This window comes from Streptomyces sp. NPDC027962 (genome assembly GCF_055566095.1).
Genome location: NZ_JBVHTA010000008.1, coordinates 67,468 through 81,276 on the forward strand (window position 1 = coordinate 67,468; position 13,809 = coordinate 81,276).

Annotated in this window: 11 protein-coding genes; 2 read left to right on the forward strand and 9 right to left on the reverse strand. The window is 72.2% G+C overall.

The annotated features are described in order from the left end of the window. Window positions 1-543: 543 nt before the first annotated feature. From ACZ4SA_RS10280 to ACZ4SA_RS10295, 4 genes are all read right to left on the reverse strand, one after another. A complete protein-coding gene (locus ACZ4SA_RS10280; RefSeq protein ID WP_356637514.1) occupies window positions 544-1,167 on the reverse strand; it encodes a GntR family transcriptional regulator in 624 nt (207 codons plus the stop codon). A 114-nt stretch (window positions 1,168-1,281) separates the two neighbouring features. After that, window positions 1,282-3,027, reverse strand: coding sequence for a 2-oxoglutarate dehydrogenase, E2 component, dihydrolipoamide succinyltransferase (gene sucB, locus ACZ4SA_RS10285; RefSeq protein ID WP_468272015.1), 1,746 nt, complete (start codon window positions 3,025-3,027; stop codon window positions 1,282-1,284). 54 nt (window positions 3,028-3,081) lie between these two features. Then, window positions 3,082-4,470 (reverse strand): dihydrolipoyl dehydrogenase, encoded by a 1,389-nt coding sequence (lpdA, locus tag ACZ4SA_RS10290; RefSeq protein WP_468272017.1) that lies wholly within the window; start codon window positions 4,468-4,470, stop codon window positions 3,082-3,084. A gap of 303 nt (window positions 4,471-4,773) precedes the next feature. Continuing rightward, a complete protein-coding gene (locus ACZ4SA_RS10295) occupies window positions 4,774-6,285 on the reverse strand; it encodes a leucyl aminopeptidase (protein ID WP_468272020.1) in 1,512 nt (503 codons plus the stop codon). Between the two features lie 364 nt (window positions 6,286-6,649). Between ACZ4SA_RS10295 and ACZ4SA_RS10300 the strand changes: the two genes are divergently transcribed. After that, entirely contained in the window at window positions 6,650-7,282 is a 633-nt protein-coding gene (locus ACZ4SA_RS10300) for a spherulation-specific family 4 protein (protein WP_468272023.1), read from the forward strand. Between the two features lie 65 nt (window positions 7,283-7,347). On the opposite strand, the gene cobS is transcribed toward ACZ4SA_RS10300, so the two are convergent. Beyond that, a complete protein-coding gene (cobS, locus tag ACZ4SA_RS10305; protein ID WP_468272025.1) occupies window positions 7,348-8,142 on the reverse strand; it encodes an adenosylcobinamide-GDP ribazoletransferase in 795 nt (264 codons plus the stop codon). Window positions 8,143-8,210: 68 nt separating this feature from the next. Here cobS and ACZ4SA_RS10310 point away from each other — a divergent pair, with 68 nt between their 5' ends. Then, complete coding sequence (locus tag ACZ4SA_RS10310; protein ID WP_468272027.1) at window positions 8,211-8,966, forward strand: hypothetical protein; 756 nt, start codon at window positions 8,211-8,213, stop codon at window positions 8,964-8,966. Here ACZ4SA_RS10310 and ACZ4SA_RS10315 read toward each other — a convergent pair. The 4 genes from ACZ4SA_RS10315 to ACZ4SA_RS10330 all read right to left on the reverse strand — a co-directional run bounded on the left by ACZ4SA_RS10315 (window position 8,915) and on the right by ACZ4SA_RS10330 (window position 13,791). Beyond that, window positions 8,915-9,649, reverse strand: coding sequence for a hypothetical protein (locus tag ACZ4SA_RS10315; protein ID WP_468272029.1), 735 nt, complete (start codon window positions 9,647-9,649; stop codon window positions 8,915-8,917). The genes ACZ4SA_RS10310 and ACZ4SA_RS10315 overlap by 52 nt on opposite strands. Continuing rightward, complete coding sequence (locus tag ACZ4SA_RS10320; RefSeq protein WP_468272030.1) at window positions 9,613-11,388, reverse strand: phosphatidylglycerol lysyltransferase domain-containing protein; 1,776 nt, start codon at window positions 11,386-11,388, stop codon at window positions 9,613-9,615. Before ACZ4SA_RS10320 ends, ACZ4SA_RS10315 begins: the two co-directional genes overlap by 37 nt. 105 nt (window positions 11,389-11,493) lie before the next feature. After that, on the reverse strand, window positions 11,494-12,561 hold the full coding sequence (gene cobT, locus ACZ4SA_RS10325) for a nicotinate-nucleotide--dimethylbenzimidazole phosphoribosyltransferase (RefSeq protein ID WP_468272033.1): 1,068 nt from the start codon (window positions 12,559-12,561) through the stop codon (window positions 11,494-11,496). Between the two features lie 30 nt (window positions 12,562-12,591). Next, complete coding sequence (locus ACZ4SA_RS10330; protein ID WP_468272035.1) at window positions 12,592-13,791, reverse strand: bifunctional adenosylcobinamide kinase/adenosylcobinamide-phosphate guanylyltransferase; 1,200 nt, start codon at window positions 13,789-13,791, stop codon at window positions 12,592-12,594. Window positions 13,792-13,809: the final 18 nt, after the last annotated feature.

Consider the following 13,809-nt stretch of genomic DNA (forward strand, 5'->3'; position numbering starts at 1 on the left):
CTTTCCTCACCGCGCTTCGCGCGAGTTGCGACGCTTTACTTCCGGACACCCCCCTCCTGTGACCCCGCCCCCCTCCCGCCGGTCGCGGGACCACCCGGCCGGCGGCCGTTTCCCACGGCCGGTACGGCTCCCCCCGGGGGGAGCGGAACCGTCGCGTCGGCGTTGTGGGCAGCATCGCCTTTCCCGGTGGGAACGCAACGGGCGTGCGGATGCCGTAGACGGTGGGGGTGGTCCGACACGGAGACTGGGTGCCGTGGGGGCGGTGCGGTGATCCACCGGGGGGAGCGAAACCGTCGGCCGCGGGCAGGGGGACGCGCAGGGGGGCGTGTTCGGGACGTAAAGCGTCGCAACTCGCGCGAAGCGCGGTGAGGAAAGCAGTCCCGGACACGCCCACCGGAGCGGCACCCGGACACCACCGGATACGGACCCGGCCACGCCCCAGACGCCAGGCCCGAGGCGCCGGGCCACGCCCGGCAGCGCACCCCGACACCACCGGATACGGACCCGGCCGCGCCCGGCGGTGTGACCCGGTTGGACGCGCCGTCAGGCGCGTGGCGCGCAGCCCAGCACGTGGGCCTTCACGAGCGCGCCGATCTCCGGGTCGCGGCGGCGGAACGCCTCCACGAGGTCCTGGTGCTCCTCCGCGTACGACTTCTGCACCGTGCCCAGCCAGCGGATCGACAGCGCGGTGAAGACCTCGATGCCGAGGCCCTCCCAGGTGTGCAGCAGCACCCCGTTGGAGGCGGCCTTGACCAGCTCGCGGTGGAAGGCGACGGTGTGGCGGACCTGGGCCGCGGAGTCCCCGGCCGCGTCCGCCTCGTAGAGGGCCGTCACGTGGGGTGTCAGGGCCGAGCAGTCGTCCGCGAGCCGGTCGGCGGCGAGTTCCGCCGCGATCTGCTCCAGGCCGGCCCGCACCGGGTAGCTCTCCTCCAGGTCCGCGGCCGTCAGACTCCGTACCCGTACGCCCTTGTTGGGCGCGGACTCGATCAGCCGCAGCGACTCCAGCTCGCGCAGCGCCTCGCGCACCGGGGTCTGGGAGACCTCCAGCTCCGTGGCGATACGGCGCTCGACGATGCGTTCACCCGGCTTCCAGCGGCCGCTGACGATCCCCTCCACGATGTGCTCGCGGATCTGATCGCGCAGCGAGTGGACGACGGGGATGGTCATGGAGCGCTCCTTAAAGCCGCGTTGACCTGTGACCCCTAGACAATACGGCGGCGCCCCCGCCGGGAAGTACTCCTGGCGGGGGCGCCGTCGTGAGGCTGGTTACAGCCGGGCGGTTCAGAGGCCGAGTTCGACCTCGAACTCGCCCGCCTCGAGGATCGCCTTGACCGTCGTCAGGTAGCGGGCGGCGTCCGCGCCGTCCACCAGACGGTGGTCGTAGGAGAGCGCGACGTACGTCATGTCGCGGATCGCGATCGTCTCGCCCAGGTCCGGGTGGTTCACGACCACGGGACGGCGGACCGTGGCACCGATGCCCAGGATGGCGACCTGGTTCGGCGGCACGATGATCGTGTCGAACAGCGCACCGCGCGAGCCGGTGTTGCTGATGGTGAAGGTCGCACCGGCGAGGTCGTCCGGCGTGATCTTGCTGGCGCGCACGGCGCCCGCGAGCTCGGCGGTCTTCTTGGCGACACCGGCGAGGTTCAGGTCGCCCGCACCCTTGATGACCGGCGTCATCAGACCCTTCTCGGAGTCGACGGCGACGCCGATGTTCTCCGAGTCGAAGTACGTGATGGTGCCTTCGGCCTCGTTGATCCGGGCGTTGATGACCGGGTGGGCCTTCAGCGCCTGGGCGGCGGCCTTGACGAAGAACGGCATCGGGGAGAGCTTGACGCCCTCACGGGCCGCGAACGCGTCCTTCGCACGGGCGCGCAGCTTCATCAGCTTGGTGATGTCGACCTCGACGACCGAGGTCAGCTGAGCCTGGTCGTGCAGCGCCTTCATCATGTTGTCGCCGATGACCTTGCGCATGCGGGTCATCTTGACCGTCTGCCCGCGCAGCGGGGACACCTCGAGCTTCGGCGCCTGCGCCGCGGCCGGGGCGGCAGCGGCGGCGGGAGCCGGTGCGGCGGCCTTGGCGGCCTCCGCGGCGGCGATGACGTCCTGCTTGCGGATACGGCCGCCGACGCCGGTGCCCTTGACGGAGCCGAGGTCGACGCCGTTCTCGGCGGCGAGCTTGCGGACCAGCGGGGTCACGTACGCGTCGCTCGCCTCCACGGAGGCGGGCGCAGCCGGAGCCGCGGGAGCGGCCTGGGCGGGGGCGGGAGCCGGCGCCGCGGGGGCCGCCGCGGCGGGTGCGGGAGCCGGGGCGGGCGCGGCGGCCGGAGCAGCCGGGGCGGGGGCCGCCGGTGCGGCGGGAGCCTCGGCCTGGGCCGGAGCGGGAGCCGGAGCGGCCGGGGCAGCGGCCGGAGCCGCGCCCTTCTCGCCGATGACGGCCAGCTTGGCGCCGACCTCGGCGGTCTCGTCCTCGGCGACCACGATCTCGAGCAGCACACCGGAAGCCGGGGCCGGGATCTCGGTGTCGACCTTGTCCGTGGAGACCTCGAGCAGCGGCTCGTCCTCCGTGACCTCCTCGCCGACCTCCTTGAGCCAGCGGGTGACGGTGCCCTCGGTGACGCTCTCGCCGAGCGCCGGAAGGACGACGTCGGTGCCGGAGGCACCACCGGCGGGGGCGGCGGCCGGGGCCTCGGCGGCCGGAGCCGGCGCGGCGGGCGCCTCGGCCGCCGCCGGAGCGGGGGCCTCGGCCTCGGCGGCAGCCGGAGCCGGCGCAGCGGCAGGCGCGCCGCTGCCGTCGTCGATGACGGCCAGCTCGGCGCCGACCTCTACGGTCTCGTCCTCGGCGACCTTGATGGACGCCAGCACTCCGGCGGCCGGGGCGGGGATCTCGGTGTCGACCTTGTCGGTCGACACCTCGAGCAGCGGCTCGTCGGCCTCGACGCGCTCTCCCTCGGCCTTCAGCCAGCGGGTGACAGTGCCCTCGGTGACGCTCTCGCCGAGCGCCGGAAGGGTTACGGAAACCGCCATGGTTTCAGTTGCTCCTTACAAATGGTGCGGAAGTGGTCGTCGCGCCCGGACTGATCAGTCGTGGGAGTGCAGCGGCTTGCCGGCCAGGGCCAGGTGGGCCTCGCCGAGTGCCTCGTTCTGCGTCGGGTGCGCGTGGATGAGCTGCGCGACCTCGGCCGGCAGGGCCTCCCAGTTGTAGATCAGCTGCGCTTCGCCGACCTGCTCGCCCATACGGTCACCGACCATGTGGACGCCGACCACGGCACCGTCCTTGACCTGGACGAGCTTGATCTCGCCCGCGGTCTTGAGGATCTTGCTCTTGCCGTTGCCCGCGAGGTTGTACTTCAGGGCGACGACCTTGTCCGCTCCGTAGATCTCCTTGGCCTTGGCCTCGGTGACGCCGACGGAGGCGACCTCGGGGTGGCAGTACGTCACCCGCGGCACGCCGTCGTAGTCGATCGGGACGGTCTTGAGACCGGCCAGCCGCTCCGCCACCAGGATGCCCTCGGCGAAGCCGACGTGTGCGAGCTGGAGCGTCGGGACCAGGTCGCCGACCGCCGAGACGGTGGGAACGTTGGTCTGCATGTACTCGTCGACCAGGACGTAGCCGCGGTCCATCGCGACGCCCTGCTCCTCGTAGCCGAGACCGGCGGAGACCGGGCCGCGGCCGATGGCGACCAGAAGCACCTCGGCCTCGAAGGTCTTGCCGTCCGCGAGGGTGACGCGCACACCGGTCTCGGTGTACTCGGCCTTCTCGAAGAAGGTGCCGAGGTTGAACTTGATGCCGCGCTTGCGGAACGCGCGCTCAAGAAGCTTCGAAGAGTTCTCGTCCTCGACCGGGACCAGGTGCTTGAGGCCCTCGATGACGGTGACGTCGGCGCCGAAGGACTTCCACGCCGAGGCGAACTCGACGCCGATGACGCCGCCGCCCAGGATGATCGCGGACTGCGGGACGCGGTCCAGGGTGAGGGCGTGGTCGGAGGAGATGATGCGGTTGCCGTCGATCTCCAGACCCGGCAGCGACTTCGGCACGGAGCCGGTCGCCAGCAGGACGTGGCGGCCCTGGACACGCTGGCCGTTGACGTCGACGGAGGTGGGGGAGGACAGGCGGCCCTCACCCTCGATGTAGGTCACCTTGCGGGAGGCGACCAGACCCTGCAGACCCTTGTAGAGGCCCGAGATCACGTCGTCCTTGTACTTGTGGACACCGGCGATGTCGATGCCCTCGAAAGAGGTCTTGACACCGAACTGGTCGGCCTCACGAGCCTGGTCCGCGATCTCGCCGGCGTGCAGCAGAGCCTTCGTGGGGATGCATCCGTTGTGCAGGCAGGTGCCGCCGAGCTTGTTCTTTTCGATCAGTGCGACGTCCAGGCCCAGCTGAGCTCCGCGCAGCGCCGCAGCGTAACCGCCGCTACCACCGCCGAGGATCACTAGGTCGAAAACGGTGCTGGCGTCGTTCGCCACGTCACGTCCTCCATGCATGTGCGCCGTTCGCCGGTCGTCGATGACCGGGCGGCGGCTGGTATTCGGCCGCTTAGTCTTCGGCCCTGTGGTGGGGCCCTGTCCTGCCGAGAACCCATCTTTGCACTTGTCGACGGGCGGCGGGACGCGGGGCCGGAGCTTGAGATGGTGAGCTTGAGCGCTTTTACGGGTTACCGAGTCGTAGCCAACGCGGTGAAGCGGGGCGTTGTTCCCGGGGTGGTGGGGCTGCCGTGCAGCCCCGTCCGGCGGGGGTGCGCGCCGCCGGAGCGACCCGCACCCGCCGTATCAGCCCAGGTCGCCGGCGGCCGTGCGCTCCGCCAGTTTCACGAGCGTGCGGACCGCGGACCCCGTGCCGCCCTTCGGGGTGTAGCCGAACGGCGCACCCTCGTGGAACGCCGGGCCCGCGATGTCCAGGTGCGCCCAGGTGATGCCCTCGCCCACGAACTCCTTCAGGAACAGGCCGGCGACCAGGCCGCCGCCCATGCGCTCGCCCATGTTCGCGATGTCCGCGGTCGGCGAGTCCATGCCCTTGCGCAGCTCGGCGGGGAGCGGCATCGGCCAGGACGCCTCGCCGACCTCCTCGGCGATCTCGTGGATGGAGGTACGGAAGGCGTCGTCGTTGGCCATGATGCCGAACGTGCGGTTGCCCAGCGCCAGCACCATCGCGCCGGTCAGGGTCGCCACGTCGACGATCGCGTCCGGGTTCTCCTCGGAGGCCCGGGTCAGCGCGTCGGCGAGCACCAGGCGGCCCTCGGCGTCGGTGTTGAGCACCTCGACCGTCTTGCCGCTGTACATGCGCAGCACGTCACCGGGGCGGGTGGCCGTGCCGGACGGCATGTTCTCGGCGAGCGCCAGCCAGCCGGTGACGTTGACCGCGAGGCCCAGGCGGGCGGCCGCGACGACGGCGGCGAACACGGCGGCCGCGCCGCTCATGTCGCACTTCATCGTCTCGTTGTGGCCGGCCGGCTTCAGGGAGATGCCGCCCGAGTCGTAGGTGATGCCCTTGCCGACCAGCGCCAGCGTCTTCGCGCCCTTGGAGTGGGTGTAGGAGAGCTTCACCAGGCGGGGCGGGTTCTGCGAGCCCTGGCCGACGCCGAGGATGCCGCCGAAGCCGCCCTTGGCGAGCGCCTTCTCGTCCAGCACCTGCACCTTGACGCCGTGCTCCTTGCCGGCGGCCGTGGCAACGGCGGCGAAGGCCTCGGGGGTGAGGTCGTTCGGCGGGGTGTTGATCAGGTCGCGGGCGCGGTTGATCTCCTCGGTGACAGCGATCGCACGCTCGGCGGCCGCCTTGAACGCCTTGTCGCGGGGTTTGGCGCCCAGCAGGGCGACCTCGGCCAGCGGCTTCTTGGCGTCCTTGCCGTTCTCCTGGTAGGCGGTGAAGGCGTACGCGCCGAGCAGCGCGCCCTCGGCAATGGCCTCCGCGTCCTCCACGGCCTCCGTCGGCAGTGCGAAGCCCGCCTTCTTCGAGCCGGACAGCGCGCGGGCCGCGGCGCCGGCCGCGCGGCGCAGCGCCTCGGTGCCGTACGGCTCGTCGTTCTCGGGCACGGCACCCAGACCGACCGCGATGACGACCGGGGCCTTCAGGCCGGAGGGCGCGGGGAGCTTGGTGACCTCGCCCTCGCCACCGACGGCGCCGAGGGTCCCGAGGACGGAGGCGAGCTTTCCGTCGAACGCCTTGTCAACGGCCTCGGCGCCCGGCACGACGACCGGGCCCTTGGCTCCCTTCGCCACGCCGACCACGATGGCGTCGGCGCGCAGCGTCGCAGCGCCTGCAGTGCTGAGAGTGAGAGCAGTCACGGTGGTGAAATCTCGCTTCCGTTGAGTTCCGAGGGTCCGGCGAGGTGGATCGACACCCCACACGGGAGAAGAGCCTACGCGCGGCCCCACGTATCGCTCACGGCGGCGGCGGTTCACTCATCCGTGGTGTCTCTTTCATGTTTGCCCCGGAGATTGTGAGAGCTCGGCCACACTCGCCACATTCGGGCAAGGGGCATGAGGCTCCTTCGCGTCATCTTCGAGGCAACTTCCTTGGGCGCGAAGGGCCGAGGGTGGTGCGGGGCCGTGCGTCGCGGTCGTGGTCGTCCGCGTGCCTGCCGTGCCCGGCTGTGTTCCGCTGGGCCGTGCGCCCGCCCGCCGTCACTGACTTCCTCTGGAACCGCCCGTGAAAAGTCTGTTGGTGCCGTTCTACGAGCATCCCGCCGACCGGCCCGACGCCTGGGACGCCGTGGTCGCCGCCGCGCCGCGCCTCTACGGCGTCGTGCTCAACCCGGCCGACGGCCCCGGCACTGCTGCGGACCCCGGGTTCGCCGCGGTGGCCGCGAGGCTGCGCCGGGCCGGGGTGCGCGTCCTCGGTTACACGGACACCGACTACGGACGCCGTCCGCACGCAGACGTTCTGCGGGACGTGGTCCGCCATCGTGACTGGTACGGCGCCGACGCGGCCTTCCTCGACCAGGTCTGCTCCGGGGCCGCCGCGCTGCCCCACTACCGGCGGCTCACGGACGCGGCCCGTGCGTCGGGCGCGGCCACCCTGGTGCTGAACCACGGCGTCCACCCCGACCCCGCGTACGCCGAACTCGCCGACCTGCTGGTCACGTTCGAGGGCCCCTGGGACGCCTATCGCACGGCCGGCGTCCCGTCCTGGACGGCCGCCCATCCGCCGGAACGGTTCTGTCATCTGATCTACGCGGCGCCGCCCGGCGCCCGCGCGGGCGCCGCGGTCCACTGTGTCGTCCCCGGTTCCGGCGCCCACCCGTGGGGCAGCCTCCCGCACACCCTGGAGCCTGCCCGCTGAACGCCGGTCCTGCGCGGCGTGCCGTGCGGATGAGCGCGGGTCGGGGGAGCAGACGGACAAGAACCTCAGCTCAGCACCAGCGCCACCAGCGCCACCGTGCCCGCCGTCTCCGCCAGTGCCCCGAACACATCGCCCGTCACCCCGCCGAAGCGCCGCACACAGTGCAGCAGCAGCAGTTGCGCCGCCAGGAGCCCTGCCGCCACCGCGAGCGCGTGGTGCAGTGCGCCGTACGGGCCGAAGAGTGCACCCGCGCCCGTCGCGCAGGCCATGACGAGTGCCGCGGCGACCCATGCCGCGGGTACGGGTACGGCCTCCGCGACCGTCGCGCCCAGGCCCTCGGGGCGGGCCGCGGGAACGCCTCTGCGGGACGCGAGAGTCAGCGCGAGTCGGGCGGTGACGGCGGACAGGGCCGCGGCCGTCGCGCCGGTTGCCCAGCCCCGCTCGTACAGCTCCGCGAGTGCCGCGACCTGGCCGAGCAGGACGAACAGCAGGGTGATGACACCGAACGGACCGACGTCCGACTGCTTCATGATGCGCAGCGCGTCCTCCGCGGGCCTGCCGCTGCCCAGTCCGTCGGCGGTGTCGGCGAGGCCGTCCAGGTGCAGGCCCCGGGTGAGTGCCGCGGGCACGGCCGCCGTGGCCACGGCGGCGAGCAGCCGGCCTGAGTCCAGCAGCATCAGCAGGCCGCCGGCCGCCGCGGCGAACCCGCCGACCACCAGGCCGGCGAGCGGGGCGCAGAGCATGCCGGCGCGGGCTGCCTCGCGGTCCCAGCGGGTGACGCGGACCGGGAGCACGGTCAGGGTGCCGAAAGCGAAACGTATGCCGTGCGCGCAGGCCAGGGCAGCAGTCCGAGGAGTCATCGCGCGAAGGGTAGCCCGGCGCCCCTGACGGTAAATTGCGCATAACACGCGAATCGGGAGCGGGTGGCATGGGTCACTGGTTTTACCGCAACATCGTCGAGCCCGGGAAACTCCCGATGCTCATCGCGCTGGCCGCCTTCATCGTGACCTTCCTGGCGACCCGCACCATCACCCGGATGATCCGCGCGGGCAAGGGCCCCTTCAGGAACGTCTCGCCCGGCGGACTGCACATCCACCATGTGGTGCCCGGCGTCATCCTCATGGTCATCGGCGGTTTCTGGGCCGTCGGCACCGGCGGGCACGGCGTCTCCGCCTCGGTCAGCGCCGTCGTCTTCGGGATCGGCGCGGGCCTCGTCCTCGACGAGTTCGCGCTGGTCCTCCATCTCGACGACGTCTACTGGACCGAGCAGGGCCGTCAGAGCGTCGAGGTCGTCGTCATCGCCACCGCTCTCGCGCTGCTCGTACTCGGCGGTTCCGTGCCGCTCGGTGTCAACGAACTGACCCCCGACGAACGCCAGGACCGCGCCACGGTGATCCTCACCATCGCTGCCAACTTCCTCTTCGTGCTCGTCGCCGCCTACAAGGGAAAGGGACGTATGGCGCTCATCGGCACCCTGGTCCCGCCGGTGGCGCTCGTCGGCGCGGTGCGCCTCGCGCGGCCCTCCTCGCCCTGGGCACGGCGCTTCTACCGCAACAGACCCAAGGCCCGGGCGAGAGCCGCGCTGCGCACGTTCCGGCACGACCGGCGCTGGAACCGGCCGCGCCGGGCGTTTCAGGACTTCATCGGCGGTGCGCCGGACCGGCTGCCGAGCCGCAAGCGCTGACGGCGGCGACTTCTCAGCTCGGCCGCCGCGCACACGACCAGCACGGCCGTGATCGACGCGAGATGCTCCTTGCCGGCGAGGTTGTTCTTCACAAGGACCTCGGCCACCATCGCCACCACGACAAGCCCCATCGTCAGCCACGCCCGGTAGCGGTGGCAGACATAGACCGCGAGTCCGACGACGGCCGCCGACGGCCCGGTGTCGACGACCTGCGCGTCCGAGGCCGGCAGCCCGAGCGGACCGTCCGGGCCGACCGCGATCCCGATCCGGGCGTACGCGGTCCCGGCCAGCGTCGCCCCGTAGGCGACCACCAGCGTCCGAGGCCTGCCCAGGGTGATCTCCGCGATGCCGAACACCAGCAGGATCTGGGCCAGCGCGCCCCATACGGGCAGGTCCAGCGCCGGTACGAACAGTGACAGCGGTGTCCGCAACAGCGCGAGCCACAGAGGGTCCTCGGCCCGTACGAAGCCGATGTCGCGGACCGGCTCCAGTCCCCAGGGCTGGTTCTGCACGAGATGGAGCAGGGCGGTCAGGAAGACGGCGGCGAGCGTCATCGGTACGGCCCGCCACCGCCGGGCGGCGAGTGCCCCGCGGACCGCCCCGTACAGCGGGCCCCACTCGCGGCGCGCGAACGCGGACGCCGTGTTCAACGCCGGCTCTCCAGATGTCTGCGGTGCAGCCACTTGGGCAGGCTGGGCGCTTCCAGGAAGCCCTCGGCACGTCCGGCGGCGAGGCCGATGCGCAGCAGGTCGGCGCTCTTCTCGAAGAGCATGAAACGAGGCTCCCAGATCGGTCGGTACTTGGCGTTGGCGCGGTACAGCGACTCGATCTGCCACCAGCGGGAGAAGAAGCCGAGCAGTGAACGCCACAGCCTCAGTACCGGTCCCGCACCGAGCTTCGAGCCACGTTCGAAGACCGATCTGAACATGGCGAAGTTCAGCGAGACCTGCGTGATCCGGATCTCCTTCGCGCGCTGCAGGAGTTCGATCACCATGAACTCCGTCAGGCCGTTGTCGGCGTCCCGGTCACGCCGCATCAGGTCCAGGGAGAGCCCCTCGGGCCCCCACGGAACGAAGCTGAGCAGCGCCCGCAGCCTGCCGTCGCGGTCGGTGCACTCGACCATCATGCAGCGGCCGTCCGCCGGGTCGCCGAGCCGTCCCAGCGCCATGGAGAAACCACGCTCGGTCTCCCCGTCCCGCCAGTTGTCCGCGCGCCGCAGCAACTCGGCCGTCTCGTCGGCGGGAATGTCCTCGTGCCTGCGGATACGCACCTCGTACCCGGCCCGCTTCACGCGGTTGCAGGCCTGGCGCACCGTCCGCATCGCACGCCCCTCGAGCGTGAACTCGGCGGTCTCCACGATCGCCTCGTCGCCCAGCTCCAGGGCGTCCATTCCGTGTCGCGTGTACACCGTCCCCGCCTCCTCGCCGGCCCCCATCACCGCCGGGATCCAGCCGTGCTCGCGGGCCTGCGCCAGCCACGGCTCGATCGCACCCGGCCAGGCCTCCGGATCACCGATGGGGTCGCCGGACGCGAGCGACACACCGCCGACCACCCGGTAGGCCACGGCCGCCTTGCCCGTCGGCGACCACACGACGCTCTTCTCGCGCCGGAGCGCGAAGTAGCCCAGCGAGTCCCGCTCGCCGTACCGGTCCAGCAGGGCGCGGAGCTTCGCCTCGTCCTCCTCGGTGAGGGGGTCGACGGCCCGGCGCGAACGGAACGCCGCGTACAGCACGGCGAGCAGCAGCAGCATCGACATGATGTTGATGAGGACGTCGGCCCAGCCGGGGGTGGCGATCGTGGGGAAGCGGTCGTCGTCGACGTCGATGGACACCAGCCGCGTCGCGCCGTAACGCCAGCGCTCCAGGAAGGTGGAGCGGTCCGGCGAGGTGTTGGTCGCGGTGACGAGCAGCGCCGCGAGCAGCGAGGTGGTGAGCAGCCCGCCGACGGCAACGCCCGTCGCCAGTTTCGGGTTGGAGCGGTCGCCCTTGGCGTAGAACTCGCGCCGCCCGAGCAGCGACGCGGCCATGAAGGCGGCGGTCAGGAGGAAGGAGACCCAGTTCTGCGCATGCTGCCGGATCGCGGGAAGCACCATGGCGATGGCGAAGAGCAGCAGGAAGATCCCGCAGAGCACCACGTTGAGGATCCATGCGGCCCGCTTGCGGCGGCGCATGGTGACGGCGAGGAAGAGCGCGAAGAGACCTGGCGCGAAGCCCGCGGTGAGCAGGTAGGGCGTGAAGTAGTTGTCCTCGTTGTGGCGGCGCAGGTCGTTGCCGAACGAGACCCACACGGCGCCCAGGAAGTTGAGGAACGCCATGACGCGCACGTACCAGACGGTGAACGCGGCACTGCGCCGTGATCGGTCGGTGCCGACGCGCGTGGCGGCACCGTCACCGGATGGACGGGCCCTTCCCACTTCTTTCATGGAAAGGGATCATATGGGGCATATGGCCTCGTGGGCGGGTGGGCGCCGGCCGGGCGGCGGGGCACCGGTCCCGGCCCCGCCGCCCTGCGCGCAGGGCCCGGCCCGTCACTCCGCCGCCGTCTCCGGGACCTCGCGCTCCGGCAGCTCCGCAGCCAGCGCGGCCGCCGCCTGTACGAGGGGGAGCGCCAGCAGCGCACCCGTTCCCTCGCCCACTCTCACCCCGTGGTCGAGCACCGGGGCGAGCGCCATCCGGTCCAGCGCCTTCGCCTGCGCCGGTTCGCCGCTCAGCTGGCCCGCGATCCACCAGTCCGGCGCGCGGAACGCCGCACGCTGCCCGACCAGCGCGCACGCCGCCGAGACCACCCCGTCCAGGATCACCGGCATCCGGCGCACCGCGCTCTGCAGCAGGAACCCGGTCGTCGCGGCCAGGTCCGCGCCGCCGACGGCCGCCAGCAGCTCCAACTGGTCGCCCAGCACCGGCCGGGCCCGCCGCAGCGCGTCCCGGATCGCCGCGCACTTGCGCATCCACGCCAGGTCGTCGATGCCCGCGCCGCCGCGGCCCGTCACCACCGAGGCGTCCGTGCCGCACAGCGCCGCGATCAGGGTGGCCGCCGGCGTCGTACCGCCGACGCTCACGTCGCCGAGGACAACGAGGTCGGTCCCGGAGTCCGCCTCCTCGTCGGCGATCGCCATGCCGAGCCGTACGGCCTGCTCCGCCTCCTCGACCGTGAGCGCATCCTCGATGTCGATACGGCCACTGCCACGTCGCACCCGGTGGCGTACCACGTCCTCCGGCAGCAGCTCGGGGTCGCAGTCCAGACCGGCGTCGACGACCCGCACCGGCACACCGGACCTGCGGGCCAGCACGGCCACCGGGCTCGCGCCCTCCAGCACGTTCCGCGCCAGCCGATGCGCGCTGCCCGACTCCCGGGCGGACACACCCAGTTCGGCGACGCCGTGGTCACCGGCGAACAGCACCACACGCGGGTGCTCGATCGCCTTGACCGGGACCGACCCCTGCGCGGCGGCCAGCCACTCGCCCAGCTCGTCGAGACGGCCCAGCGCACCGGACGGCACGATCAGCCGCTCCCGGCGTTCCTCGGCGTCACGCCGCGTTCCGCCGTCGGGGCGCTCGATCAGATCGGAGAAGTCGTCGAGATTCAGCCTGCTCATTCGCCGAACAGTACCGGCACCGCCCCGAGCTCAGCCGCGCAGTACGAGAGCCTGGCCCGCGACCACCAGGAGCACATGCTCGCACTCGGCGGCGAACGCCGCGTTCAGCCGGCCCAGCTCGTCGCGGAAGCGCCTGCCGGAGGCGGTGGCGGGGACGACGCCGGAACCCACCTCGTTCGTCACGGCCACCACCGTACGGGCCGTCGCCCGTACCGCCGCGACCAGTTCGGCGACCCGCTCGCGCAGTGCCCGCTCACCCTCGGCGGCCCAGCGCTCGTCGTCCCAGGCGCCGACCCTGTCCATCGCGTCCGTCAGCCACAGCGACAGACAGTCGATCAGCACCGGCGGCCCGTCCTCCGCGAGCACCGGCACCAGGTCGCAGGTCTCCGTCGTACGCCAGGAGCCAGGCCTGCGGTCACGGTGCGCGGCGACCCGTGCGGCCCATTCCGTGTCGCCTTCGCGGCCGCCGCTTGTCGCGACGTACAGCACGTCGGGGAAGGCGTCCAGCCGCCGCTCGGCCTCCAGCGACTTCCCCGAACGGGCCCCGCCCGTCACCAGAGTCCGCCGTGGCACGTCCGGCACCGCGTGGTACTCGCCGACGATCAGCGTGGTCCCGTCCGGCACGGCGCGGGCACCCGATGCGGCCAGACGCCGGGTCAGCTCCGGGCCGCAGGGGATGTCGTGGTCGAGGTGCACGGCGACCACGTCCGTCGTGGAACCGATGGCGCCCGAGGCGCGCAGCCGTGCCAGCGCGTCCGGGCGGCCCACCACGTCGGCTACCACCATCTCGTACGCGGCGAGCCCCTCCGCGAGCCCGGCCGGTGCCGCGCCCGGCGGCAGGTAGAGCAGCCGCTCGCCGTCGGGGGACGTCACCTCGTACCCGGTGCCGGGGTGGTCCATCGGCATGGCCCGCACCCGGTGCCCGCTGATCAGCGTCAACTCCCGTCCGTCGGGCACCCTGCCCGCCGTCGGCAGCCCGGCGGGCAGATCCACGGCCGGCCCGTCGTGAGGATGCGTCAGCAGCACCTGCCGTACGCCCACCAGCGAGTGCCCCGCCCGTGCCGCGGCCAGCGCGGCTCCCGGGGTGAGGTCGAGAAGCAGCGCGCCGTCGACGAGCAGCGCGGTCGCGGCCCGCGCCTCCCGTCCGCGGGCGGTGGCGCACACGGCGCAGGGGCAGTCGGGCCGGGGGAGACCGGCGGGGGCGCCGGTGCCGAGCAGAGTCAGTTCCACGCCTCTGATCCTGCCGTC